The 22,101-nt window shown below is 66.8% G+C and carries 24 protein-coding genes; 19 read left to right on the forward strand and 5 right to left on the reverse strand.

Features of this window, described 5'->3' with window-relative positions; genetic code table 11:
* Positions 1-47: 47 nt before the first annotated feature.
* Positions 48-626 carry a GNAT family N-acetyltransferase gene (locus tag N7590_RS00690; protein ID WP_164242671.1) on the reverse strand — a complete coding sequence of 193 codons (579 nt, stop codon included), beginning with the start codon at positions 624-626 and terminating at the stop codon, positions 48-50.
* Positions 627-794: 168 nt separating this feature from the next.
* Complete coding sequence (gene parE, locus N7590_RS00695) at positions 795-2,684, reverse strand: DNA topoisomerase IV subunit B (RefSeq protein WP_006431439.1); 1,890 nt, start codon at positions 2,682-2,684, stop codon at positions 795-797.
* A 171-nt stretch (positions 2,685-2,855) separates the two neighbouring features.
* Here parE and N7590_RS00700 point away from each other — a divergent pair, with 171 nt between their 5' ends.
* The 10 genes from N7590_RS00700 (at position 2,856) to truD (ending at position 10,749) form a co-directional block, all read left to right on the forward strand.
* A complete protein-coding gene (locus tag N7590_RS00700; protein WP_053511464.1) occupies positions 2,856-3,089 on the forward strand; it encodes a hypothetical protein in 234 nt (77 codons plus the stop codon).
* Between the two features lie 400 nt (positions 3,090-3,489).
* Positions 3,490-5,154 carry a CTP synthase gene (locus N7590_RS00705; protein WP_053449340.1) on the forward strand — a complete coding sequence of 555 codons (1,665 nt, stop codon included), beginning with the start codon at positions 3,490-3,492 and terminating at the stop codon, positions 5,152-5,154.
* A gap of 89 nt (positions 5,155-5,243) precedes the next feature.
* Positions 5,244-6,074 (forward strand): 3-deoxy-8-phosphooctulonate synthase, encoded by an 831-nt coding sequence (gene kdsA / locus N7590_RS00710; RefSeq protein ID WP_006431480.1) that lies wholly within the window; start codon positions 5,244-5,246, stop codon positions 6,072-6,074.
* Positions 6,071-6,418, forward strand: a complete 348-nt coding sequence (locus tag N7590_RS00715) for a hypothetical protein (protein WP_164242672.1) — start codon at positions 6,071-6,073, stop codon at positions 6,416-6,418. Before kdsA ends, N7590_RS00715 begins: the two co-directional genes overlap by 4 nt.
* Entirely contained in the window at positions 6,418-6,747 is a 330-nt protein-coding gene (locus tag N7590_RS00720; protein WP_053511463.1) for a hypothetical protein, read from the forward strand. The genes N7590_RS00715 and N7590_RS00720 overlap by 1 nt, the downstream gene beginning before the upstream one ends.
* Positions 6,748-6,843: 96 nt before the next feature.
* The gene (gene eno / locus N7590_RS00725; protein WP_164242673.1) at positions 6,844-8,136 is read left to right on the forward strand and encodes a phosphopyruvate hydratase; all 1,293 of its coding nucleotides are present in this window, start codon (positions 6,844-6,846) and stop codon (positions 8,134-8,136) included.
* A gap of 4 nt (positions 8,137-8,140) precedes the next feature.
* Complete coding sequence (gene ftsB, locus N7590_RS00730; protein WP_006431483.1) at positions 8,141-8,494, forward strand: cell division protein FtsB; 354 nt, start codon at positions 8,141-8,143, stop codon at positions 8,492-8,494.
* On the forward strand, positions 8,491-9,189 hold the full coding sequence (ispD, locus tag N7590_RS00735; protein WP_053449344.1) for a 2-C-methyl-D-erythritol 4-phosphate cytidylyltransferase: 699 nt from the start codon (positions 8,491-8,493) through the stop codon (positions 9,187-9,189). Before ftsB ends, ispD begins: the two co-directional genes overlap by 4 nt.
* A gap of 34 nt (positions 9,190-9,223) precedes the next feature.
* A complete protein-coding gene (ispF, locus tag N7590_RS00740; RefSeq protein ID WP_014646702.1) occupies positions 9,224-9,721 on the forward strand; it encodes a 2-C-methyl-D-erythritol 2,4-cyclodiphosphate synthase in 498 nt (165 codons plus the stop codon).
* Positions 9,718-10,749: a tRNA pseudouridine(13) synthase TruD gene (gene truD, locus N7590_RS00745; protein WP_053511462.1), complete on the forward strand. Its 1,032-nt coding sequence runs from the start codon at positions 9,718-9,720 to the stop codon at positions 10,747-10,749. The genes ispF and truD overlap by 4 nt, the downstream gene beginning before the upstream one ends.
* Before the next feature lie 70 nt (positions 10,750-10,819).
* On the opposite strand, the gene N7590_RS00750 is transcribed toward truD, so the two are convergent.
* Entirely contained in the window at positions 10,820-11,359 is a 540-nt protein-coding gene (locus N7590_RS00750; protein ID WP_049458012.1) for a Smr/MutS family protein, read from the reverse strand.
* A 209-nt stretch (positions 11,360-11,568) separates the two neighbouring features.
* Between N7590_RS00750 and surE the strand changes: the two genes are divergently transcribed.
* The 5 genes from surE to N7590_RS00775 all read left to right on the forward strand — a co-directional run bounded on the left by surE (position 11,569) and on the right by N7590_RS00775 (position 15,106).
* On the forward strand, positions 11,569-12,348 hold the full coding sequence (surE, locus tag N7590_RS00755; protein WP_008266466.1) for a 5'/3'-nucleotidase SurE: 780 nt from the start codon (positions 11,569-11,571) through the stop codon (positions 12,346-12,348).
* Positions 12,345-13,022, forward strand: coding sequence for a protein-L-isoaspartate(D-aspartate) O-methyltransferase (locus tag N7590_RS00760; RefSeq protein WP_164242674.1), 678 nt, complete (start codon positions 12,345-12,347; stop codon positions 13,020-13,022). Before surE ends, N7590_RS00760 begins: the two co-directional genes overlap by 4 nt.
* Positions 13,023-13,040: 18 nt before the next feature.
* A complete protein-coding gene (locus N7590_RS00765; protein ID WP_008268526.1) occupies positions 13,041-13,655 on the forward strand; it encodes a YqaA family protein in 615 nt (204 codons plus the stop codon).
* Positions 13,652-14,437, forward strand: coding sequence for a peptidoglycan DD-metalloendopeptidase family protein (locus tag N7590_RS00770; RefSeq protein WP_164242675.1), 786 nt, complete (start codon positions 13,652-13,654; stop codon positions 14,435-14,437). Before N7590_RS00765 ends, N7590_RS00770 begins: the two co-directional genes overlap by 4 nt.
* A 180-nt stretch (positions 14,438-14,617) precedes the next feature.
* The gene (locus N7590_RS00775; RefSeq protein WP_164242676.1) at positions 14,618-15,106 is read left to right on the forward strand and encodes a hypothetical protein; all 489 of its coding nucleotides are present in this window, start codon (positions 14,618-14,620) and stop codon (positions 15,104-15,106) included.
* 27 nt (positions 15,107-15,133) lie between these two features.
* Here the strand turns inward: N7590_RS00775 and N7590_RS00780 are convergent, their stop codons facing one another.
* Together N7590_RS00780 and yhbY are read right to left on the reverse strand one after the other, a co-directional pair.
* Entirely contained in the window at positions 15,134-15,508 is a 375-nt protein-coding gene (locus tag N7590_RS00780) for an Mth938-like domain-containing protein (RefSeq protein ID WP_053449348.1), read from the reverse strand.
* A gap of 12 nt (positions 15,509-15,520) precedes the next feature.
* Complete coding sequence (gene yhbY, locus N7590_RS00785; protein ID WP_164242677.1) at positions 15,521-15,826, reverse strand: ribosome assembly RNA-binding protein YhbY; 306 nt, start codon at positions 15,824-15,826, stop codon at positions 15,521-15,523.
* Between the two features lie 65 nt (positions 15,827-15,891).
* On the opposite strand from yhbY, the gene rlmE reads away from it, so the two are divergent.
* The 4 genes from rlmE to N7590_RS00805 all read left to right on the forward strand — a co-directional run bounded on the left by rlmE (position 15,892) and on the right by N7590_RS00805 (position 22,034).
* Entirely contained in the window at positions 15,892-16,524 is a 633-nt protein-coding gene (rlmE, locus tag N7590_RS00790) for a 23S rRNA (uridine(2552)-2'-O)-methyltransferase RlmE (RefSeq protein WP_006431652.1), read from the forward strand.
* A gap of 69 nt (positions 16,525-16,593) precedes the next feature.
* On the forward strand, positions 16,594-18,528 hold the full coding sequence (gene ftsH / locus N7590_RS00795) for an ATP-dependent zinc metalloprotease FtsH (RefSeq protein WP_014036751.1): 1,935 nt from the start codon (positions 16,594-16,596) through the stop codon (positions 18,526-18,528).
* 102 nt (positions 18,529-18,630) lie between these two features.
* Positions 18,631-18,816, forward strand: a complete 186-nt coding sequence (locus N7590_RS00800) for a hypothetical protein (RefSeq protein ID WP_164242678.1) — start codon at positions 18,631-18,633, stop codon at positions 18,814-18,816.
* Between the two features lie 752 nt (positions 18,817-19,568).
* Positions 19,569-22,034 carry a GH92 family glycosyl hydrolase gene (locus N7590_RS00805; protein ID WP_279934969.1) on the forward strand — a complete coding sequence of 822 codons (2,466 nt, stop codon included), beginning with the start codon at positions 19,569-19,571 and terminating at the stop codon, positions 22,032-22,034.
* The last annotated feature ends 67 nt before the right edge of the window (positions 22,035-22,101 follow it).

Consider the following 22,101-nt stretch of genomic DNA (forward strand, 5'->3'; position numbering starts at 1 on the left):
GTCCAAAGGCATGTCCGCAGGCTGCAGACTCCAGCAGCCAGATTGGGTCAAGCGGGCAGGGCGGCAGCCGCGTCGTCGTCGGCCAGCAGGCCATAGACGGCCGAGTCGGCCAGTTTGCCCTGGATGCGCCAGCGCTGCCGCAGCACGCCCTCGCGGTGGAAGCCCAGCCGCTCCAGCACGTGTGCCGAGGGCGCATTGCGCGGGTCTATCTCGGCTTCGACCCGATGCAGGCGCAGCGTGCGGAACAGATAGGCCAGCACCTGCTGCAGCGCCTCGTGCATGTAGCCCTGGCCCTGCTGGTCGGGCGCCAGCAGGTAACCGATCTCGGCGCGCGCGGCGTCACGGTCCACGGCGAACACCACGCAGATGCCGAGCAGCGGGCCGTCCATGGATTCGCGCACGGCCAGCTTCAATTGGGTGCCGATGGCATGGGCGGCAAGATCGTCATCGATCTGTTCGCGCGCCTCGGCCGGTCGTGTCCAGGCCGGGTGGTTCCACCAGCGCATCACGTCCGGGTCCGACTGCAGCACGAACAACGCGGCAGCGTCGTCGCGGCGGATCGGGCTCAGGACCAGTCGCGCGCTGTGCAGCGGCAGGCCGGGGAACAGCAGCGAGTGGCTGGCCAATACGGTGGTCCACGCGGATGGACGCGCATTATGGCGCCGCCGGGTTTGCCGATGGGGGCGGGATGAGTCCGGCCGCCAACCGGTAGTGCCTGCCTCCAACTGGTAGTGCCGGCCGCTGGCCGGCAACCTCGACTGCCGGCCAGCGGCCGGCACTACCAGAGGATGGCGTCAGACTTCCAGCGAAGCCAGGTCGCCCTTGGTCTCCAGCCAGCCCTTGCGGTCAGACGCGCGCTTCTTGGCCAGCAGCATGTCCATCAACGAGCGGGTCTGCTCGCCATCGTCCACGGTCAGCTGCACCAGGCGGCGCGTATCCGGGTGGATGGTGGATTCACGCAGCTGCGGCGGGTTCATCTCGCCCAGGCCCTTGAAGCGGGTCACGTTGATGGCGCCCTTGATCTTCTCGCGTTCGATCTTGTCCAGCATCGAGCGCTTTTCTTCCTCGTCCAGGGCGTAGAACACCTGCTTGCCCACGTCGATGCGGAACAGCGGCGGCATCGCCACGAATACGTGGCCGGCATCGACCAGCGCCGGGAAGTGCTTCAGGAACAGCGCGGTGAGCAGGGTGGCGATGTGCAGGCCGTCGGAGTCCGCGTCGGCCAGGATGATGACCTTGCCGTAGCGCAGCCCGCTGATGTCATCCTTGCCCGGGTCGCAACCGATGGCGATGGCCAGGTTGTGCACTTCTTCCGAGGCCAGCACGCTGTTGGAGGAAACTTCCCAGGTATTCAGGATCTTGCCGCGCAACGGCATGATCGCCTGGAAGTCCTTGTCGCGGGCCTGCTTCGCGCTACCGCCTGCCGAGTCACCTTCCACCAGGAACAGCTCGGTGCGCGACAGGTCCTGGCTGATGCAGTCGGCCAGCTTGCCGGGCAGCGCCGGGCCCTGGGTGACCTTCTTGCGGACGACCAGCTTCTCGGTCTTCAGGCGCGCGCTGGCGCGTTCGATGGCGATCTGCGCGATCTTCTCGCCCAGCTCCACGTTCTGGTTCAGCAGCAGGCTGAAGGCATCGTGGGCCGCGCCCTCGACGAAGCCGGCGGCCTGGCGCGAAGACAGGCGTTCCTTGGTCTGTCCGCTGAACTGCGGGTCGGTCATCTTCAGCGACAGCACGAACGACACGCGGTCCCACACGTCTTCCGGGGCCAGCTTGACGCCGCGCGGCAGCAGGTTGCGGAAGTCGCAGAACTCGCGCAGCGCCTCGGTCAGGCCGGTACGCAGGCCGTTGACGTGGGTGCCGTGCTGCGCGGTGGGAATCAGGTTGACGTAGCTTTCCTGTACCAGTTCACCTTCCGGCAGCCAGGCCACGGCCCAGTCCACCACCTCGGTGTCCTTCTTCAGGTTGCCGACGAACAGGTCGGCCGGCAGTGATTCGCGTTCGCCCAGTTCCAGTTTCAGGTAATCGCGCAGGCCGTCCTCGTAGTACCAGGTATCGACTTCACCGGTGGCTTCGTCGGTCAGCTTGACGGTCAGGCCGGGGCACAGCACCGCCTTGGCGCGCAGCAGGTGCTTGAGTGCGCGCACCGCGAACTTGGGCGTATCGAAGTACTTCGGGTCCGGCCAGAAGCGCACGCGGGTACCGGTGTTCTTCTTGCCGACGCTGCCGACCACTTCCAGCGGGGTGGCGCGGTCGCCATTGCGGAAGGTGATGCGGTGTTCGGCGCCTTCGCGCTTGATGTGCACTTCCACCAGGGTCGACAGCGCGTTGACCACGCTGACGCCGACGCCGTGTAGGCCGCCGGAGAAGGTGTAGTTGTTGTTGCTGAACTTGCCGCCCGCATGCAGGCGGGTGAGGATCAGTTCGACGCCCGGGATCTTCTCTTCCGGGTGGATGTCCACCGGCATGCCGCGGCCGTCATCGCTGACCTCCACGCTGCCGTCCTTGTACAGGGTGATCTCGATCGAGCGGGCGTGGCCGGCCAGGGCCTCGTCCACCGAGTTGTCGATCACTTCCTGCGCCAGGTGGTTCGGGCGCGCGGTGTCGGTATACATGCCAGGACGGCGCTTGACCGGGTCAAGGCCGGACAGGACTTCAATATCGGCGGCGTTATAGCGGGCGTTCATCTATCTTCAAAGCGCGGAGCGACGCGCAAGTGTGCGGTCTGGACGGCGATTTTGCACGCCTGCGGTTCAGCCTCGGCGCCGGGGAGGGGGTAAAATGGCAGCCGCTGGAATCTGAACGCCGGCGACCCCGGTTGGGTCGAAACGTCCAAGCCATACCGCGAGGAGGACCTCATGAAGAAGTTGCTGACCATTGCGATCCTGGCCGCTGCCGCCGTTGCAGTGCCGCTGGTGGTGGCGCAGAATGCCGGCCAGCCGGCGCCGCAGCAGGGTGACCAGGCCGACAAGGCGCAGGCCGAGGCAGATGCCAAGGCCAAGCGTCGCGCGCAGGCCACTGCCGAAATGAAGGCGCAGGGCCAGCCGGCCCCGCAGAAGGAAGAGGAAGAAGAGGCGAGGAAGAAGAAGTAATCCTTCCACCCTCCGAAGCCCTTGCCGCAAGGGATTCGCCCCCCGACGCCCCGCTCAGCGGGGCGTTTCTTTTGGGTGATGGCCGCAACTGCCTCTTGGGTTGGCGGCCATCAATCTGTAAACTACGGCTTTCCGGGAGTAAGTGCGTGTCCACCCTTTGCGAATGGGCTGGCGCGACCATGCGTGGTCGCCAGCAATGCGGGTCGCAGGTGACGGTCGATAGGGCCGGCACGGCCGCCCCGACCTCGCACGGTGGTCCCCGTCCGGCGCCTGCCGCCGCACGGTTCCGCACCTCCCTCGCTGCCCCAGCGAACCGGAAAACCCCCTTCAGGCTCCATGCCCGCCCCCAGGGCGCGCGTGGTGCTGCCGTTTTCCATTTCCAGACAGGATGCTTGCAGCCATGACTCCCTTGATTTTCGTAACCGGCGGCGTGGTGTCCTCGCTCGGCAAAGGCATTGCCGCGGCGTCACTGGCCGCCATTCTCGAAGCCCGTGGCCTGAAGGTCACGATGATGAAGCTCGACCCGTACATCAACGTGGACCCGGGCACCATGAGCCCGTTCCAGCACGGTGAGGTGTACGTCACCGACGACGGCGCCGAGACCGACCTCGACCTGGGCCACTACGAACGCTTCGTGCGCACCCGCCTGAGCCGCAAGAACTCGGTCACCACCGGCCGCATCTACGAGAACGTGATCCGCAAGGAGCGCCGCGGCGACTACCTGGGCGCCACCGTACAGGTCATTCCGCACATCACCGACGAGATCCGCCGCTGCATCGACGAAGCCACCGAAGGCTATGACGTGGCGCTGGTCGAGATCGGCGGCACCGTGGGCGACATCGAATCGCTGCCGTTCCTGGAGGCGATCCGCCAGGTGCGCACCGAGCGCGGCCCGGAGAAGGCGCTGTTCATGCACCTCACCCTGGTGCCGTACATCGGCGCCGCCGGCGAGCTGAAGACCAAGCCGACCCAGCACTCGGTGAAGGAACTGCGCTCGATCGGCATCCAGCCGGACGTGCTGCTGTGCCGTTCCGAGCAGGCTGTGCCGGATTCGGAGCGCCGCAAGATCGCGCAGTTCACCAACGTCTCCGAACGCGCCGTCATCAGCGTGCCTGACGTGGACGTGCTGTACCGCATTCCGTCCGGCCTGCACGCGCAGGGCCTGGACGAGATCGTGGTCAACCAGCTGAAGCTGGCCGACAAGGCCGGTCCGGTCGACCTGTCGATGTGGGAGGACGCGGTCGACGCGACCCTGCACCCGCTGGACGAAGTGACCATCGCCGTGGTCGGCAAGTATGTCGACCACCAGGATGCCTACAAGTCGGTGGGCGAAGCGCTCAAGCACGGTGGCCTGCGCCAGCGCACCAAGGTCAATCTGAAGTGGCTGGAAGCCCAGGACCTGGAAGGCACCGACATGGCTGCACTGGCCGATGTCGACGGCATCCTGGTGCCGGGTGGCTTCGGCGACCGTGGTTTTGAAGGCAAGGTGCTGACCTCGAAGTTCGCGCGCGAGCAGCAGGTGCCGTACTTCGGCATCTGCTACGGCATGCAGGCGGCGGTGGTTGATTACGCCCGCAACGTGGTCGGCCTGGAAGGCGCCAACAGCACCGAGAACGATCGCCAGTCGCCGAACCCGGTGATCGGCCTGATCACCGAATGGCGCACCGCTACCGGCGATGTCGAGAAGCGTGACGACAAGAGCGACCTGGGCGGCACCATGCGCCTGGGCCTGCAGGAACAGCGCCTGAAGCCGGGCACGCTGGCCCGTGAGCTGTACGGCAAGGATGTGGTCGCCGAGCGCCATCGCCACCGTTACGAGTTCAACAACCGCTACCGCACCCAGCTGGAAGACGCGGGCCTGGTGATCGCCGGCAAGTCGATGGACGACACCCTGGTGGAAGTGGTCGAGCTGGCGCGCGATGTGCACCCGTGGTTCCTGGCCTGCCAGGCGCACCCGGAATTCCTGTCCACGCCGCGTGACGGCCACCCGCTGTTCATCGGTTTCATCCGTGCCGCGCGCGAGCGCAAGGCGGGCGGAAAGCTGCTTTCCGAAGTGCGCGCCTGACTTGTGAATGGGGGCTTCGGCCCCCATCCTGCATGCTTCAACCCCCAGCGCACCGGCATGACCGGTGCTGCGGACAACAAGGAAACGCCATGAAACTGTGTGGATTCGAGGTCGGGCTGGACCAGCCCCTGTTCCTGATCGCGGGCCCCTGCGTGATCGAGTCGATGCAGCTGCAGCTCGATACCGCCGGCAAGCTGAAGGAGATCACCGACCGCCTCGGCGTCAACTTCATCTTCAAGTCCAGCTTCGACAAGGCCAACCGCACTTCGGGCACCGCCTTCCGCGGCCCGGGAATGGAAGAGGGCCTGAAGGTGCTGGCCGAGGTCAAGAAGCAGATCGGCGTGCCGGTGCTGACCGACGTCCACGAATACACCCCGATGGACGAAGTGGCTTCGGTGGTGGACGTGCTGCAGACCCCGGCGTTCCTGGTCCGCCAGACCGACTTCATCCGCAAGGTGTGCTCGGCCGGCAAGCCGGTCAACATCAAGAAGGGCCAGTTCCTGGCGCCGTGGGACATGAAGCCGGTCGTGGAAAAGGCCAAGGCTACCGGCAACGAGCAGATCATGGTCTGCGAGCGCGGCGCCAGCTTCGGCTACAACAACCTGGTCAGCGACATGCGTTCGCTGGCGGTGATGCGCGACACCGGTTGCCCGGTGGTGTTCGATGCCACCCATTCGGTGCAGCTGCCCGGCGGCCAGGGCACCAGTTCGGGCGGCCAGCGCGAGCACGTGCCGGTGCTGGCCCGTGCCGCAGTAGCGGTGGGTATCTCCGGCCTGTTCGCCGAGACCCATCCGGATCCGTCCAAGGCCCTGTCCGATGGCCCCAATGCGTGGCCGCTGGATCAGATGGAAGCCCTGCTCGAGACCCTGATGGAGCTCGATGCGGTGACCAAGAAGCATGGCTTCTCGCGCTTCGCGTGAGTCGCGACCCGTGGGTGGCGCTGGACGCCCAGCGTCACCGTCGGCACTGGAAGCAATGGCCGTGGGGCTTGATCGCGCTCGGCCTGGCCGTGCTGTTCACGATGGGCATGTTCGGCCAGGTGCTGATCGGCGCCGCGTCGGTGCGGCCGCCCGGTGATGGCGGCAGCGCAATCAATCTGCGCGCATATTTCATGGCATTGCTGGCGGCAGAGCTGCTGGCTGCCGTGGGCTGCGCCGTGTCCGCCGTACTGGCCTGGCGGCTGAATCGCGGCAAGGTGGCGGCGGGCCTGGCGGTCATCCTGCTGTCGCTGTGGCTGGGCGCCCTGTTCTACGGTCTTCTTTGATGAATACGAGCGCGTCGGCCCGCGGTTGGCCCTGGGGCCTGATCGCGCTGGGGTTGTCCGTGCTCGCCTGGGCGTCCCTGCTGCTGGGTGTAATGGCCTTTGCGGCCAGTTTCGGCTCGCCGGGTGACGGCAACCACGGCATGCGGGCCATGCAGTACTGGATTCTGGCCGCTCTGGTCATGCTCGGCCTGTCGTTCGTCGGCAGTCTGGTGGCGATGGTGCTGGCCTGGCGACGGCAGCGTGGACCCATCTGGGCAGCCATTGCCGGTGCGCTGCTGGTGATGCTGCTGTCGCTGGTCCTGATCGTGATCGGGTCCAGCTGGGGCTGATGCCGATCAGGCCATTTGGCAAGTGGCGGGCAGCCGGGGATAATCACGCGGCATTCGTTTTGTCGCCCCCTCTCCATACAGGTAACCGGCCCGACCATGAGTACGATCCGCAGCATCCACGCCCGTGAAATCCTCGACAGCCGTGGCAATCCCACGCTGGAAGCCGAAGTCATCCTGGAGGACGGTTCGTTCGGTCGTGCCGCGGTTCCCTCCGGCGCCTCGACCGGCACCAAGGAAGCGGTCGAGCTGCGTGACGGCGACAAGACCCGTTACCTGGGCAAGGGCGTGCGCAAGGCCGTCGACAACGTCAACGGCGCCATTGCCAACGCGCTGAAGGGTTTTGAAGCCACCGACCAGGCCGGCCTCGACCGTCGCCTGATCGACCTCGACGGCACCGAGAACAAGGGTCGCCTGGGTGCGAACGCGCTGCTGGGTGTTTCGATGGCTGCCGCGCACGCTGCCGCCGCTTCGAACAAGCAGGCGCTGTGGCAGTACCTCGCCGCCAAGACCGGCGTGACCCCGTCGCTGCCGGTGCCGATGATGAACATCATCAACGGCGGCGCGCATGCCGACAACAACGTCGACTTCCAGGAATTCATGGTGCTGCCGGTGGGCTTCACCTCGTTCTCCGAAGCGCTGCGTGCCGGCACCGAGATCTTCCATTCGCTGAAGTCGGTGCTGAAGGGCCACGGCCTGAGCACGGCGGTCGGCGATGAAGGCGGCTTCGCACCGGACTTCCGCAGCAACGTCGAAGCGCTCGACACCATCCTCGAAGCGATCGGCAAGGCCGGCTATACCGCCGGTGAAGACGTGCTGCTGGGCCTGGACGTGGCCTCCAGCGAATTCTTCGAGAACGGCAAGTACAACATGGTTGGCGAGAACAAGCGACTGACCTCCGAGCAGTTCGTCGACTTCCTCGCCGACTGGGCCGCGCAGTACCCGATCATCACCATCGAAGATGGCCTGGCCGAAAACGACTGGGCCGGCTGGAAGCTGCTGACCGATCGCATCGGCAAGAAGGTGCAGCTGGTCGGTGACGACCTGTTCGTGACCAACCCGAAGATTTTCCAGGAAGGCATCGACTCAGGCACCGCCAACGCGATCCTGATCAAGGTCAACCAGATCGGCACCCTCAGCGAAACCCTGGAAGCGATCGCCATGGCCGACCGTGCCGGCTATGCCGCCGTGGTCTCGCACCGTTCGGGCGAAACCGAAGACACCACCATCGCCGACATCTCGGTTGCCACCACCGCAACCCAGATCAAGACCGGCTCGCTGTGCCGCAGCGATCGCGTGGCCAAGTACAACCAGCTGCTGCGCATCGAGGAAGCCCTTGGTGCCGGCGCGCGTTACGCCGGTCGTGACGCGTTCGTTTCGCTGAAGCGCTGAGCCGATGCGCGACTGGCGCTGGATGCTGCTGGTGCTGGCCCTGCTGCTGGGCTGGCTGCAGTACCGCTTCTGGTTCGGTCCGGGCAATTCGGGTGAAGTGATGATGCTCGAAGCGCAGGTCGCAAACCAGGAGCGGGACAATGAGGGCCTGCAGCAGCGCAACGATGCGCTTGCTGCCGAAGTGAAGGACCTCAAGGAAGGCCAGTCCGCCATTGAGGAACGCGCGCGTAGCGAGCTGGGCATGATCAAGCCCGGCGAGAAGTTCTACCGCGTGGTCGAAGATGCGCCGGTTGCACCGGCGCAGTCTGCGGCAGGTGCCAATGCCCAGGCCGCCGAACATCCGGCGGACGTGCCGTGAGCGCGGCGATCTGGGTGGTGGTTCCGGCCGCCGGCCGAGGCACCCGCTTTGGCGCGCCACTACCCAAGCAGTACCTGCAGGCGGGCGGGCAGATCCTGCTCGCCCACACCCTGGACGCGCTGCTGGCGCATCCGGCCGTGGCCGGGGCGATGGTGGTGGTCGGGCAGGACGATGCCGACTGGCCGGGCTGGACCGAGTGGGCGGGAAAGCCGGTGCTGACCTGCATCGGCGGCGCGACCCGTGCCGCTTCGGTGCTGGCCGGGTTGCAGGCGCTGCCGGAGTCGGTGCGCGCCGATGAGTTCGTGCTGGTCCACGACGCCGCGCGGCCGAACCTGTCGCTGGCCGATCTCGGTCGCCTGCTTGAGGTGGGCCGTGCCGATCCGGTCGGCGCGATCCTGGCCGCGCCGGTGCGCGACACGCTGAAGCGTGCGGGCGACGATGGTGGCATCGATGGCACCGAGCCGCGCGAACGGCTGTGGCGTGCGTTGACCCCGCAGCTGTTCCGTCGCCACCAGCTCAGCCGTGCGCTGTCCGAGGCTGCGGCCGCCGGTGTCGAGGTCACCGACGAGGCCATGGCGATGGAGCGCCAGGGCCAGCGCCCGCTGCTTGTGGAAGGCAGCGAGGACAACTTCAAGGTCACCACCCCGGCCGATCTGGACCGGTTCGAATTCGTACTTTCCCGCCGCGCCGGCTGATTGCCCGCGCGGCCCTGCTGCAAGGGTTGCATCCATGAGCACCGCACCGTTCCCGCCCGTCCGCATCGGCCAGGGCTACGACGTCCATGCCTTCGGTGAAGGCGATCACATCATGCTCGGCGGCGTGAACGTACCGCACAGCTGTGGCGTGCTCGCGCACAGCGACGGCGACGTGATCCTGCATGCCCTGTGCGATGCCATGCTCGGCGCGCTGGCGCTGGGTGACATCGGCCAGCACTTCCCCCCGAGTGATGATCGCTGGAAGGGCGCCGACAGCAGTGAGTTCGTGCGCCACTGCGACAGCCTGCTGCGCGAGCGCGGCTGGCGCGTCGGCAACACCGACATCACCGTGATCTGTGAGCGACCCAAGGTTGGACCGCATGCGCTGGCGATGCGCGAGCGCATCGGCGGGCTGCTGCAGCTGCCGCTGGACGCGGTCAGCGTCAAGGCCACCACCTCGGAAAAGCTCGGCTTCACCGGCCGCGGTGAGGGCATCGCTGCTCAGGCGGTGGTGCTGCTGGTGGCGGCATGATTCCGGTACCGCTGGCGTTCGGTGCGCCGCTGCTCACCGCACGCATCCGCACCACGCCGGACGATTTCCAGGTCGACGAACTGCCGGCCTTCGAGGCCACGGGTGAAGGCGAGCACCTGCTGCTGCACATCCGCAAGCGCGGTGCCAATACCGTGCACGTGGCCAAGCTGCTGGCGGCGTGGGCTGGCCTGCCGGAAATGGCGGTCAGCTATGCCGGCATGAAGGATCGCCACGCCGTCACCACCCAGCGCTTCAGCGTGCACCTGCCCAAACGCATCGCGCCGGATCTCGCCGCGCTGGCCAGTGATGAGATTGAAGTGCTCGACGCCACCTGGCACAACCGCAAGCTGCAGCGCGGCGCACTGGCCGGCAACCGCTTCAAGCTGGTGCTGCGCGACGTGAAGGGGGATCGTGCAGCGATCAGCGAACGCCTGCAGCAGATTGCCGAGCGCGGCCTGCCGAACTGGTTCGGTGAGCAGCGCTTCGGCCGCGACGGCGGCAACGTGCCTGCGGCCCTGGCGATGTTCGGTGGCCGTCGCATGCGCAAGGACCAGCGTTCGCTGCTGCTGTCGGCTGCCCGTTCCGCACTGTTCAACCGCGTGCTGGCCGCGCGCGTGGAGCAGGGCAGCTGGGACCAGCCGCTGGACGGCGAAGTGTGGATGCTGGACGGCAGCCGCAGCGTGTTCGGCCCCGAGCCCTATACCGATGTACTGGCCGAACGCCTGGCGCGCTTCGACATCCATCCCAGCGCACCGCTGTGGGGCGAGGGCGAGCTGCGCAGCACCGACGCTGCACGTGAGCTCGAATTGGCAGCGCTGGACGACGAGGAATCGAAAGCGCTGCGGGCCGGCCTGGAAGACGCACGCCTGAAGCAGGAGCGCCGAGCGCTGCGCCTGCGTCCGGCGCTGCTGCAGCACCAGTGGCTGGCCGATGACGTGCTGGAGCTGTCGTTCGCACTGCCGCCGGGCTGCTACGCCACCGCAGTGCTGCACGAACTCGGCCCGGTCGAAGACGCCTCGCAGGCCTGACCGAAAAAAGGGGACGGAGGGAATTAAGTCGTTTGTGCCTCAAACGACTTAATCCCCTCCGTCCCATTTTTCATCTGCGCGCCAGCAGCACCAGCACCGCGCCGGTACCGCCTTGCCCGGTCGGCGCCGAATGGAACGCCAGCACATCGTTGCGCAGGCGCAGATGGCGATCGACCAGGTTCTTCAGCACCGGCGCGCCGCCATCGGACTGCAGGCCCTTGCCGTGGATGATGCGCACGCAGCCATATTCGTGAGCATGCGCCTCCAGCAGGAACTGGCGCAGCAGCGACTCGGCCTGCGCGGCGGTGGCGCCATGCAGGTCCAGTTCGTCCTGCACCGAATACTGGCCACGCTTCAGCCGCTGGAACAAGCGCGGCGGCAGGTTGTCGCGCCGATAGCTGGCCACATCGCCGGCTTCCAGTGGCGAGCTGTCGCGCAGCAGCCGGGCGAATTCGCCAGCCGCTTCGGCCTCGTCACGTTCGGCCATGCGCGCGCGCGGCTTGGGCCGCGGCGCGGCCGGGGCCGGTTCGGCATCCTTGCGCAGCGGCGTCACTTCGCCGATGGCCGCACGGAACAGGGCGGCCGGATCTTCGTCTTCAGGGTGCGACATGCGCACAGGGTAAACCGCCGGCGCAGGTCTGCCTATGACGGTTCGATGTCGGCCCTGACTGCCGGCAGGGTAGGACCCGCGGCTCGCATGCGGCACAATAGACGATGCCCTTGCAGGGTCGACGGCTTCCGCAGGGGAGTACGGCGGTCCCGCCCACACTGCACGGTGACGGAATCGAATTCTTGGAAAATCAAGCGGTTAAATCGAAGATGCGAATCCTGGTCAGTAACGACGACGGCGTCGACGCCGCAGGCATCCGGATGCTGGCCTCGGTCCTGCGCGAGGCAGGCCACGAAGTCACGGTGGTCGCACCCGACCGCGATCGCTCCGGCGCCAGCAACTCGCTCACCCTGGACCTGCCGATCCGCCTCAAGCGCATCGACCATTACACCGTTTCGGTGGCCGGTACGCCGACCGACTGCGTGCACCTGGCGCTGACCGGCCTGCTGGAGTTCGAGCCCGACATTGTCGTGTCCGGCATCAACAACGCCGCCAACCTGGGCGATGACGTGATCTATTCCGGCACCGTCTCGGCGGCAATGGAAGGTCGCTTCCTCGGCCTGCCGGCAGTGGCGGTCTCGCTGGTCAGCCGCAACCACGATCCGAAGCACTTCGAGACCGCCGCGCGTGCCGCGGTGGAAATCGTCGCCCGGCTCAAGGCCGATCCGCTGCCGGCCGACACCATCCTCAACGTCAATGTGCCTGACCTGCCGTGGAACGAGGTCAAGGGCTTTGAAGTCACCCGGCTCGGCAACCGCCATCGCGCCGAAGGCTGCATCGCGCAGAAGGACCCGCGCGGCAACGAGGTGTACTGGATCGGCCCGGCTGGTCGCGAGCAGGACTCCGGCCCTGGCACCGACTTCCATGCGGTGCGCACCGGGCATATCTCGATCACCCCTATCCAGGTCGACCTGACCCGCTACCAGGCGCTGGAGAAGGTGGCCAGCTGGGTCGGCGGCCTCAGTGCCGCGCTGGACCGGCCGGCATGAGTCCGCGCCTGCGATTGCAGCCGGAAGCTGTCGGCATCGGCATGACCTCGCAGCGCGTGCGTGATCGCCTGGTCGATCGCCTGCGCGAGGCCGGCATCGTCGACGAGCCCACCTTGAATGCGATCCGGGTGGTGCCGCGCCATCTGTTCATCGACGAGGCGCTGGCCTCGCGCGCCTACGAAGACACCGCGCTGCCGATCGGCCACGGGCAGACCATTTCGCAGCCGTGGGTCGTGGCGCGGATGACCGAGGCGGTGCTGCAGGGTGCACCGAAGCGGGTGCTGGAGGTCGGTACGGGTTCCGGCTACCAGGCGGCCATCCTCGGCGCGCTGGGCCTGGAGGTCTACACCGTGGAGCGCATCGGAGACCTGCTGCGGCAGGCGCGCAAGCGCTTCCGGGCGCTGGGCATGAACATCCGCACCAAGCATGACGACGGCCGCGTCGGCTGGGCCGAGCACGGCCCGTTCGATGCCATCGTGGTCACTGCTGCGGCGCCGGCATTGGTTGACGCACTGGTCGAACAGCTGGCCGAGGGCGGCCGGTTGGTGGCACCGGTCGGCGGCCCCGGAGTGCAGTCGCTGGTACAGCTGGACCGCAAGGCTGACGGCAGCATCGAACAACGCGTGCTGGCGCCGGTCACCTTCGTGCCGCTGCTGTCTGGCATGCTCGACTAATCCACGGAGCAGGGTTGCATGAAGATTTTCGGGCCGCTGTACGAGCGGGCGATGAAGTGGGCGGCGCACGAACGCGCGCCGACCTACCTGACGGTGTTGAGTTTCTTCGAGGCGATCATCTTCCCGGTGATGCCGGAGGTGATGCTGGCGCCGATGTGCGTGGCCCAGCCCAAACGCGGCTGGTGGTTTGCCACCCTCAGCCTGGCCGGCTCGATGGTCGGCGCACTGATCGGCTATGCACTGGGCCATTTCGCCTTCGAGGCGATCAAGCCGCTGTTCGAGGCGATGGGCATGCTGCCAGCGATCGAGCAGGGCATCACCACCGTGCAGGCAAAGATGGCCGAATCGCCGTGGGCGGTGTTCACCTTCCTGGTGCTGGGCGGCTTCATGCCGATCCCGATGAAGGTCTTCACGTGGGCATCGGGTATCGTCGGCGTACCGATGCCGCAGTACCTGCTGAGCATGCTGATCGGTCGTGGCAAGCGCGTGTACGTGCTGGCCGCGGTCATCCGGATCGGTGGCGCGCGTGCCGAAGCGGCGCTGCGCCGCTGGATTGAACCGCTGGGCTGGATCGCCACCGCGTTGGTGGTGGTGCTGATCGCCTGGCTTGTATGGAGGTCGAAGTTCGCATGAGTCCTGATCGTCTGAGCAAGGGAGTGCGCATAGGCGCGCTGGCGTTGCTGGTTTCCACCCTGGCCGCCTGTGGCACCGCGACTGTGGTCCGCCCCGGTGGCGGCGGCAGCAGCGGGGGCGTGACCACGCCAAAGACCTCGGTGCCCAAGCCGGGGCAGACCGTGGTCGTGCGAAAGGGTGACACCATCTATGCGCTGGCCCGCATCCACGACATCACTCCGGCCGACCTGATCGCCTGGAACAGCCTGGACAACCCCTCGACGATCCATCCGGGCCAGGTGATCCGGCTGTATCCGGCTGGTGTCAGTGGCGGCCGCGCGCCGACCACGGTGGTCACCGCCCCGCGTTCCGGTGGCAGCAGTGCCGGCAGCACCGCGCCGACCACCGCACCGGCGGGTCCGGTGAAGAGCAACATCGCCTGGCGCTGGCCGGCCGATGGCGCGATCGTTGGCCGTTACGTGGCCGGCGACGCGACCAAGCAGGGCGTCGACATCGCCGGCACCAGCGGCCAACCGGTGAAGGCCACGGCCAATGGCGTGGTGGTGTATTCCGGCGCCGGCCTGGTCGGCTACGGCGAGCTGATCATCATCAAGCACAGCGACCAATGGCTGTCGGCCTATGGCCACAACCGCAAGCGCCTGGTGAATGAAGGCCAGAGCGTGAAGGCGGGTGAACAGATCGCCGAGATGGGCCGCACCGGCGCGAACCGCGACATGGTCCACTTCGAGATTCGCTACAACGGCAAGCCGGTCGACCCGCAGCAGTACCTGCCGGCGCGCTGATCGCCGTTGGATCGGGTAGCGCCGGGCAATGCCCGGCCTTCCTGACCTGTAGCGTCGAGCCATGCTCGACTCGGGTAGCGTAGAGATGCGGTCACTTGCGATCTTGTGTGTTGCAGGCTCGCCTTCACGACGGATGGAATACCCGGCATTCTTGAGTGGTCCCATTCGCCCCGGTGCCCCATGTTCCGCTTTGCTTCCGCTCTCGTGCTGCTCATCGTCGCGCCATTGGCGACCGCCGCCAGCGATCCGCGTGACGTGGTTACCCGTCTCTACGACGCCATCCAGGCACCGGAGTCGAACGAAACGGCCATTCCGCCGCTGCTGGGCGATGCCCTGCGTTCAGCGATTGATGCTCAGCGCGCTTACGAGCGGGCCTGCAGCGCGCTGGCCGCGCGCGACGAAAAGCCGCACATGCTCGACCAGAGCCCGTATCTGCTGGCACCGGATCGGCCGGAAACGATATCCGTAGGAATGCCCGCATCGAGCGGTGACGCCACCTGGATCCGCGTTGACATGGCCGTAGGCGACTATCGCTGGACCGACCGGGTCCTGCTGCAGCGGCAGGACCGCGACTGGAAGGTCATGGATATCCGCTGGGGGCAGGGTGGCAACCTGATTGGCCGGCTCAAGGAGTTCTCGGCCTTCCGCTGCACAGCTTCGGGCAGCTAGCGCCGGGGCGCACCCGGCGACTCGAACTCAGCCTTCCAGGATGAAGGCGGCGGCGACCTTGCGGCCTTCAGCGGCCAGGATGTTGAAGGTGCGTGCGGCGGCCGGATTGTTCATCACTTCCAGGCCAATGCCGCGCGACAGGCAGGCGGCCATCACCACGGCCGGCGGGAACACCTGGCGGTCGCCGGTGCCAAGCACGATCAGTGCCGGGTTCAGTGCCAGGATCGGCTCCAGGTCGGCCAGCTGCAGTTCGGCGGCCTGCTTCACCGGCCAGTGCTCGACCAGCTGGTCCGGGGTCAGGAAGAAGCTGCTGCCCAGCGCCTGGTCGTTGACCCGCGCCGAGCGGCCGTCGGCGGCGCGCAGGCTGTAGGCGTAATCAGGCGGTTCGTGGTTCAGCTGCATGGCAGTGGGCGATCAGCCGCGCGGCAGCACGATCTGGCGCTGTTCCTTGCTCGGGCGGTACAGCACGGCAACGTGGCCGATGCGCTGCACCAGCGCGCTTTCGGTGGCTGCGACAATCTCGCCGATCATCACGTCACGGGCGTCGCGGTCCTCGGCAGCGACCTTCACCTTGACCAGCTCATGGCGCTCCAGCACTTCGTTCAGCTCAGAGATGAAGGCCGGGGTCACGCCCTTGCCGCCGGTCTGCAGCAGGGCCTTCAGGTCGTGGGCTTGGCCGCGCAGGAAACGGGTCTGGGAGGCGGTCAGGGCGATGGACATGCAGGAAAAGACGGTTGAATGGGGCGATCAGGGTATCATGAGGACCCCATCAGCCCCTATTTTCAATGGCAACCCGCAGCAAAAGCAGCCAGCGCTGGCTCAAGGAACACTTCTCCGACCCCTTCGTGAAGAAGGCGCAGGCCGAAGGCATGCGCTCGCGCGCCGCCTACAAGCTCGAAGAACTGCTCGAACGTGACCGGTTGCTGAAGCCGCACATGGTCGTGGTCGACCTGGGGGCGGCCCCGGGGGGCTGGTCTCAGCAGGTCAGGAGACAGATCGGCGACACCGGCCGCGTGCTGGCGCTGGACATCCTGGACATGCCGCCGCTGGCCGGCGTGGAGTTCCTTCATGGTGACTTCAGGGAAGAAGCCGTCCTATCTCAGTTTGAAGCCATGCTCGGGGATCAGCCGGTAGACCTTGTGCTGTCGGACATGGCCCCCAATAAGAGTGGTGTGGGCGCGGTCGACCAGCCGCGGATGATGCACCTGGCGGAGCTGGCCCTGGATTTTGCCGACAACCACCTGAAGACCGGTGGGGCATTCCTGATCAAGCTGTTCCAGGGCGAAGGCTTTGACGACTATGTGCGCGAAATGCGCCGCAGGTACGACAAGGTCTCCATCCGCAAGCCGGAAGCCTCGCGCAAGCGCTCTCCCGAGGTGTATGCCTTGGGTCAGGGAAAACGCGCCCACATGAAGTAAGCTCGCAACGTACGCAAGTTCGACCCCAACGCAACGCCAGCACTAAGAGGAACACCGGAGCCAATGAGGATGAACGACTTGACCAAGAACCTCCTGCTATGGGTGGTCGTCGCCGTCGTGCTGATGGTGGTCTTCCAGAGCTTCTCGCCCAAGACCTCCGGGGCCGGGGCGCAGGGTGCGTCGTACTCGCAGTTCCTGGACCAGGTGGACAGCGGCAACGTGCAGAAGGTCGCCTTCGGCGGCGACATGCGCGGCGGCACCAGCCAGCTGACCTACACCACCCGCGGTGGGCAGTCGTCCACCATCACCGCACCGTTCGATCGTGACCTGATCAACGTGCTGCGCACCAAGAACGTGGAGATCGTGCAGGAAGAGCCGTCCAGCGGCATCTCCCTGGGCGCGATCCTGATGAATTTCCTGCCGGTCATCCTGATCATCGGCTTCTGGCTGTTCATCATGCGCCAGATGCAGGGCGGTGGCGGTGGTGCCAAGGGCGCGATGTCCTTCGGCAAGTCGCGCGCCAAGCTGCAGGGCGAAGACCAGATCAAGGTCACCTTCGCCGACGTCGCCGGCTGCGACGAGGCCAAGGAAGAAGTGGGCGAGCTGGTCGACTTCCTGCGCGACCCGTCCAAGTTCACCAAGCTGGGCGGCAAGATTCCGCGCGGCGTGCTGATGGTGGGCCCGCCCGGTACCGGCAAGACGCTGCTGGCCAAGGCCATCGCCGGCGAAGCCAAGGTGCCGTTCTTCTCGATCTCCGGTTCGGACTTTGTGGAAATGTTCGTCGGCGTCGGCGCCAGCCGCGTGCGCGACATGTTCGAGCAGGCCAAGAAGCACGCCCCGTGCATCATCTTCATCGACGAAATCGACGCCGTCGGTCGCCACCGTGGTGCCGGCCTGGGCGGCGGTCATGACGAGCGCGAGCAGACCCTGAACCAGCTGCTGGTCGAAATGGACGGCTTCGAGGGTGGCGAGGGCGTGATCGTGATCGCCGCGACCAACCGTCCGGACGTGCTGGACCCGGCGTTGCTGCGTCCGGGCCGTTTCGACCGCCAGGTCGTGGTGGGCCTGCCGGACGTGAAGGGCCGCGAGCACATCCTGAAGGTTCACATGCGCAAGCTGCCGCTGGCCGACGACGTCGAGCCGATGGTGATCGCGCGCGGTACCCCGGGCTTCTCCGGTGCCGATCTGGCCAACCTCTGCAACGAGGCGGCGCTGTTCGCCGCGCGTGGCAACGAGAAGGAAGTCCGCATGGACCACTTCGACCGTGCCCGCGACAAGATCCTGATGGGTGCCGAGCGCCGCTCGATGGCCATGAGCGAGGAGGAGAAGACCCTCACCGCCTACCACGAAGCGGGCCACGCCATCGTCGGCCGCCTGGTGCCCGAGCATGACCCGGTCTACAAGGTCACCATCATTCCGCGCGGTCGCGCGCTGGGCGTGACCATGTACCTGCCGGAGGGCGACAAGTACTCGATGAACCGCGTGGCGATCAAGTCGCAGCTGTGCTCGCTGTACGGTGGCCGCGTTGCCGAGGAACTGATCTTCGGTGCCGACAAGGTCACCACGGGCGCCTCCAACGATATCGAGCGCGCCACCAAGATGGCCCGCAACATGGTCACCAAGTGGGGCCTGTCCGACCAGCTCGGTCCGATCGCCTATGGCGAAGAGGACGACGAGGTGTTCCTGGGCCGCTCGGTCACCCAGCACAAGAGCGTGTCCAACGACACCGCGCGCCGCATCGACGAAGAAGTGCGCAACATCCTCGATGAGGCCTACGCACGCACCACCGAGCTGATGACGGCCAACCTGGACAAGCTGCACGCCATGTCGCAGCTGCTGCTGCAGTACGAGACCATCGACGCGCCGCAGATCGACGCCATCATGGAAGGCCGCGATCCGCCGCCGCCGGCCGGCTGGAACAAGTCGAACAAGGATGGTGGCAACGACAAGGGCGGCGACGCCCGTCCGCTGCCGCCGATCGCAGGCCCGGCCGAATCGCACTGACGGCCCGCTGCACGTGACACCAGACGAGGCCGGGGCAACCCGGCTTCGTCGTTTCCGGGCCATCGGCACCTTCCGAAGCACAGAACTGACGCTGGAGCCCGCATGTCCGCCCCGAAGCCCGAACCGATGTCCCACACCGTCGAGATGGTCATCGCCACCGTGGTGGGCGTGGGGGTAGGCCTGGGCGCCGACAACCTGCTGCTGGGCTGCGTGGTGGGCATCGCGGTTGGTATCGTGCTGAGCATCGCCAAGACCCTGTACGTGGACCGCAAGCGCCGCCGCCGTTGAGGGGGCGGCAGGGCTGCGCCCTGCACCCGTGGTAGTGCCGGCCGTTGGCCGGCAACCTCAGCGGCAACAGCAACAGCGGCATTCCGTGGGATGGCGGGGCGGTGTCGGAGTGCGGGGACGCCGTGAACCCGTCCATGGGGGCTTGGCAGCCGCATCCATGCGGCTGACACCCCGCAGTCCGGCACCGCCCCACCTCTGACCGATTCCGGTCGCTGTTGGTAGGTGTCGACCTTGGTCGACACGTAGATCCACGCCATGCGTGGATGACTTTCCATCTAAATCGAATATCTCGATATCTGTGAGATTTGAGCCGAGCATGGCTCGGCTCTACAGAAGCGCGGGCAGATCGCGGAAATCTGTCGAAGGCGGGGTGGGTCCGGTTGCGGGGGCGTGAGCCGCATGGATGCGGCGACCGAGCTTACATGGACGTACTTGCAGCGGCCCCCGCAACCGGACCCACCCCGCCATTCCTCAGGAAACCCGCTTCTGCTCTTGCCGTTGAGGTTGCCGGCCAGCGGCCGGCACTACCAGGGGTGCAGGGCGCAGCCCTGCCAAACACCCCCCTCATGCTGCGGCGCAGAATGCATTCGGCGGAATCGGCATGCTCTACTTGAATCGATCTAAATCCACGGTTCAACGGGTCGCGCGTCATTCCAGGGGAAGCTGTCTGCCGGTCAAAGGCGGAGCTCGGTGGAACGATGCCGGACGGCCCGCACCGTCTGCCTCCGTGTCATCGACTACAGGAACCCGACATGCGTCCAGTGCCGTCCGCTCCCGCCGTCCCATCGTCTTCGCGCCCGCTGGTGCGCCTGGCCTGCCTGCTCGCCCTGTCGGCCACGCCGATGCTGCTGCAGGCCGCGCCGGCGGCGCTGGAGCGTGAGGTCAATACCTTCATCGGCAGCAAGGACGACGGCAACACCTTCCCGGGCGCGTCCGCACCGTTCGGCCTGATTCAGGTCAGCCCGATCGGCAGTCATTATTCGGGCTGGCGCTATGACGATGACAAGATCCGCGGCTTCGGCCATTCGTTCATCTCCGGCGCCGGCTGCTGGGAACAGGGCGGCCAGGTGTCGGTGCTGCCGGTGACCGGCTCGATCGGCCCCGGTGGCGATTTCGATACCGCCAACCCCAAGCAGTTCGACCACAAGGCCTACGCCGCGTCCTATAGCCACGACGGCGAGGTCGGCCAGGCCGGCTACTACAAGGTGCGCCTGACCAGCTACGGCGGCATCGATGCCGAGACCACCGCACGTACCCGCGCCGCCGCCGAGCGCTATACCTTCAGCCAGCGCCAGGGCGACGGCCATGTGCTGGTCAATGTCGGCCAGGCCAACGAGCGCCATTCGGTGATCGGCAGCGTGGTTGATGTGGTGGGCGACCGCGTGGTCGAGGGCAAGCTGGTCACCAAGAGCTTCTGTGGTGGCCATCAGTACACCACATGGTTCCGCATCGAGTTCGATCGCCCGTTCAAGGCGCATGGCACCTGGGGCGAGGGCGGTGGCCTGCCGGGTGCGCGCCACAGCATGGAAGGCGAGCAGAAGCCGAATGGTGCCTGGCTCAGCTTCGACCTGGCCAAGGGCCAGTCGGTGACCGCAGTCAGTGCGATCTCGCACGTGGACGCCGAGGGCGCGCGCATCAACCTGCGCGCCGACGGCATGCAGGGTGGGGCGCTGCTCGGTTTCGACCGCATGCGCGCGCTGTCGCAGCAGGCGTGGCGCGAGCAGCTGGGACGGGTGCGCGTGCAGGGCGGCAATGCTGACGACCGCGCGGTGTTCTACAGCGCGGTCTACCACGCGCTGCTGCAGCCGATGACCGGCAACGATGCCGACGGCCGCTACCGTGGCTATGACGATGGCATCCATCGCGCCGATGGCTGGACCTACTACGAGTACTTCTCGCTGTGGGATACCTACCGTGCGCAGAACCAGTGGCTGGCACTGACCCGCCCGGACGTGGCACGCGATATCGGCCGCACGCTGCTGGCGATCGATGAGCAGGGTGGCTGGCTGCCGCGCTGGGGCTATGCCAACTTCGAGACCAACATCATGACCGGCGATCCGGTCACGCCGTTCATGGTCGACCTGTGGCGCTTCGGTGCGCTCAAGGGCCGTGAATCGCAGGCGTGGGATGCGCTGCGCCGCAATGCCTTCGGTACGCCGCCGTTGAACTCGCGCATGGCCGGCCGCTCCGGCAACCCGACCTACCTGGACAAGGGCTATGTGGTCTACGACCGTGCGTTCCCGTCCAAGGGAATGGACGTTGATCCGCATCACGGCGGTTCGGCAACGCTGGAGTACGCGCTGGCCGACTGTGCGCTTTCGCAGATGGCCGATGGCCTCGGCCATGCGCAGGACGCGGCGACGCTGCGCGAGCGCGGCCGCAACTGGCGCAAGGTGTGGGATCCGCAGGTGCGCGACGCCGAGACCGGCTTCACCGGTTTCCCGCGCCCGCGCACCGAGGATGGCCAGTGGTACACGCCGGCCGATGGCCACTACAGCCCGCGTTCGCACCACGGCTTCCATGAAGGTACGGCATGGCAGTACCAGTGGCTGGCGCAGCAGGACGTGCCGGGCCTGGTCGAAGCGATGGACGGCCGCGAGCAGGCCGGCCGCCGCCTCGACGCGTTCTTCGCGATGGATGCGCTGCAGGCCGACCCGCTCAACGCCGCCCGCAAGGCGTGGGTGGTCGGTCCGTACAGCTACTACAACCAGTTCCGCTACAACCCGAACAACGAGCCGGACCTGCACTCGCCGTGGCTGTACACGCTGATCGGCCAGCCGTGGAAGACCGCTGCGGTGGTGCGTGCCGCGCAGCAGTTGTTCACCAATGCGCCGAACGGCGTGACCGGCAACGATGACCTGGGCACGATGTCGGCCTGGTACCTGTTCAGTGCCATCGGCGTGTACCCGGCGGTGCCGGGTAGCGGCCAGTTCCTGCTGCACACCCCGCGCTTCAGCAAGGTGGAAGTGGACATGGGCAATGGCCGTACCCTGCGCATCGACGCGCCGGGTGCGGATGGCCGGCGCCTGCAGTACGTGCAGGGCGTGAAGGTCGATGGCCAGGCGCATGCGCCGGTATGGCTGGACTGGAACCGCCTGCAGCAGGGCCCGCGCCTGCAGTTCGCGCTGGATGCGAAGGCGCCGGAGCAGGGCTGGGGCACGGCGGTGAAGGACCTGCCGGTGTCCTGGTGCGCGGCACCGGGCAGCCAGCTGCGCTGAGCCGGACTGTGCCGTTCGCGGTGACCCAGCGAACGGCACGGCACGACACGGCCCTGATCCATTAGGC

The organism is Stenotrophomonas sp. GD04024, from assembly GCF_029837545.1.
Lineage (GTDB): Bacteria > Pseudomonadota > Gammaproteobacteria > Xanthomonadales > Xanthomonadaceae > Stenotrophomonas > Stenotrophomonas forensis.

What these genes read in the sequence shown, in the direction of transcription:
- parE (WP_006431439.1), bottom strand. Translation starts at nt 2,684, where the DNA reads ATGAACGCCCGCTATAACGCCGCCGATATTGAAGTCCTGTCCGGCCTT.
- N7590_RS00700 (WP_053511464.1), top strand. Translation starts at nt 2,856, where the DNA reads ATGAAGAAGTTGCTGACCATTGCGATCCTGGCCGCTGCCGCCGTTGCA.
- N7590_RS00705 (WP_053449340.1), top strand. Translation starts at nt 3,490, where the DNA reads ATGACTCCCTTGATTTTCGTAACCGGCGGCGTGGTGTCCTCGCTCGGC.
- kdsA (WP_006431480.1), top strand. Translation starts at nt 5,244, where the DNA reads ATGAAACTGTGTGGATTCGAGGTCGGGCTGGACCAGCCCCTGTTCCTG.
- N7590_RS00720 (WP_053511463.1), top strand. Translation starts at nt 6,418, where the DNA reads ATGAATACGAGCGCGTCGGCCCGCGGTTGGCCCTGGGGCCTGATCGCG.
- eno (WP_164242673.1), top strand. Translation starts at nt 6,844, where the DNA reads ATGAGTACGATCCGCAGCATCCACGCCCGTGAAATCCTCGACAGCCGT.
- ftsB (WP_006431483.1), top strand. Translation starts at nt 8,141, where the DNA reads ATGCGCGACTGGCGCTGGATGCTGCTGGTGCTGGCCCTGCTGCTGGGC.
- ispF (WP_014646702.1), top strand. Translation starts at nt 9,224, where the DNA reads ATGAGCACCGCACCGTTCCCGCCCGTCCGCATCGGCCAGGGCTACGAC.
- truD (WP_053511462.1), top strand. Translation starts at nt 9,718, where the DNA reads ATGATTCCGGTACCGCTGGCGTTCGGTGCGCCGCTGCTCACCGCACGC.
- N7590_RS00750 (WP_049458012.1), bottom strand. Translation starts at nt 11,359, where the DNA reads ATGTCGCACCCTGAAGACGAAGATCCGGCCGCCCTGTTCCGTGCGGCC.
- surE (WP_008266466.1), top strand. Translation starts at nt 11,569, where the DNA reads ATGCGAATCCTGGTCAGTAACGACGACGGCGTCGACGCCGCAGGCATC.
- N7590_RS00760 (WP_164242674.1), top strand. Translation starts at nt 12,345, where the DNA reads ATGAGTCCGCGCCTGCGATTGCAGCCGGAAGCTGTCGGCATCGGCATG.
- N7590_RS00765 (WP_008268526.1), top strand. Translation starts at nt 13,041, where the DNA reads ATGAAGATTTTCGGGCCGCTGTACGAGCGGGCGATGAAGTGGGCGGCG.
- N7590_RS00770 (WP_164242675.1), top strand. Translation starts at nt 13,652, where the DNA reads ATGAGTCCTGATCGTCTGAGCAAGGGAGTGCGCATAGGCGCGCTGGCG.
- N7590_RS00775 (WP_164242676.1), top strand. Translation starts at nt 14,618, where the DNA reads ATGTTCCGCTTTGCTTCCGCTCTCGTGCTGCTCATCGTCGCGCCATTG.
- N7590_RS00780 (WP_053449348.1), bottom strand. Translation starts at nt 15,508, where the DNA reads ATGCAGCTGAACCACGAACCGCCTGATTACGCCTACAGCCTGCGCGCC.
- yhbY (WP_164242677.1), bottom strand. Translation starts at nt 15,826, where the DNA reads ATGTCCATCGCCCTGACCGCCTCCCAGACCCGTTTCCTGCGCGGCCAA.
- rlmE (WP_006431652.1), top strand. Translation starts at nt 15,892, where the DNA reads ATGGCAACCCGCAGCAAAAGCAGCCAGCGCTGGCTCAAGGAACACTTC.
- ftsH (WP_014036751.1), top strand. Translation starts at nt 16,594, where the DNA reads ATGAACGACTTGACCAAGAACCTCCTGCTATGGGTGGTCGTCGCCGTC.
- N7590_RS00800 (WP_164242678.1), top strand. Translation starts at nt 18,631, where the DNA reads ATGTCCGCCCCGAAGCCCGAACCGATGTCCCACACCGTCGAGATGGTC.
- N7590_RS00805 (WP_279934969.1), top strand. Translation starts at nt 19,569, where the DNA reads ATGCGTCCAGTGCCGTCCGCTCCCGCCGTCCCATCGTCTTCGCGCCCG.